Origin of the sequence: Mycobacterium sp. E1715 (assembly GCF_001667625.1) — a bacterium.
Classification (GTDB): Bacteria; Actinomycetota; Actinomycetes; order Mycobacteriales; family Mycobacteriaceae; genus Mycobacterium.
In genome coordinates this window covers 1-1178 of record NZ_LZJJ01000257.1, presented here as the reverse complement: position 1 = coordinate 1178, position 1178 = coordinate 1, and the positions used below count along the sequence as shown (strand labels likewise).

1 protein-coding gene and 1 pseudogene are annotated in these 1178 nt (G+C 69.9%); one reads left to right on the top strand and one right to left on the bottom strand.

Going from position 1 to position 1178, the window contains the following annotated elements:
- Positions 1-386, top strand: a pseudogene (locus tag A9X03_RS13550) (hypothetical protein); the annotation flags it as partial.
- Positions 387-389: 3 nt separating this feature from the next.
- Here the strand turns inward: A9X03_RS13550 and A9X03_RS13545 are convergent.
- On the bottom strand, positions 390-1178 hold a 789-nt coding region (locus tag A9X03_RS13545), incomplete at its 5' end, for a VWA domain-containing protein (protein ID WP_068261495.1).

The window sequence follows — 1178 nt, the reverse complement described above, 5'->3', positions numbered from 1 at the left end:
CCGACGGCGGGGAGAACAAGCCGTCCAATCCCAGCGACCCGCACGACGGGGTCTACACGGCGGCGCGGCTGGCCCGGGACGAGGGGGTGCCCATCTCGACGATCTCGTTCGGCACCAAGACCGGCGAGATCGAGATGGACGGGCAGCGCGTGGCCGTCCCGGTTTCGACGGACCAGATGAAGACGATCGCCAAGCTGTCCGGCGGGCAGTCCTACACCGCCAGCAACATCGCCGAGCTCAACAAGAGCTACAACGCCATCGAGAAGGACATCGGCTATCGCACCGTGGCCGGGCCGGGCAGCGCCGGGTGGCTGCGCCTGGGCGTGATCACCGCCTTGATCGCGACGGCGCTGGCGCTGCTGATCAACCGGCGGCTGCCGGTCTGATCGTCAGGACGGCAGCCGGCGGTTCAGGAACAGGCCGGCCAGGATCGCGCCGGCCAACGCGACCGCCCCCAGCAGCATCCACGCGAGGCTGGCGTCGCCCTTGACGGTCTCGTACCCGATCTGGCGCTGCAGGGTCGAGTAGACGTTCTTCAGCGACTCCAGGCTGTCGGCATGGAACGCCTGGCCGTCGGTGATCTCGCAGATCTTCTGCAGCGTCTGGTCGTCTACGGGAACCGGGATGGTGGCGCCCTCGTACTCGACGGTGCCGTACGGCGTCCCGAAGGAGATGGTCGAGATCTGCACGCCCGCGGCCTTGGCGGCCCGGGCGGCGGTGAACGCCCCCTGCGGGGCGTTGGCGTCCAGCGGCACGTTCTCCCCGCCGTCGGACAGCAGCACGATGCGGGCCGGGGGCGGGGTGTCGCCACCCGTGATGGCCAGGGCGCTCACCGCGTGCAGGGCGGTGAAGATGGCCTCGCCGGTGGCCGTGCTGTCGGCGAAGTCGAGCTTCTTGAGCGCGTCGATCGTCGCCTGGTGCTGCGGGGTGGGCGACACCAGCAGGTATGGCGTGCCGGCGAAGCCGACCAGGCCCAGGTTGATGCCCGGCGTGAGCTGACTGGCGAACTGGCCGGCCGCCTCCTCGGCGGCCTTGAGCCGGTTCGGCGGGACGTCGGTCGCCCGCATCGACTGCGACATGTCGATGACCAGCACGACGACAGCCCGGTTGCGGGGGATACGCATGTCGTGGGTGGGGGTGGCCAGCGCGATGGTCAACAGGATCAGGCTGAGCAGCGC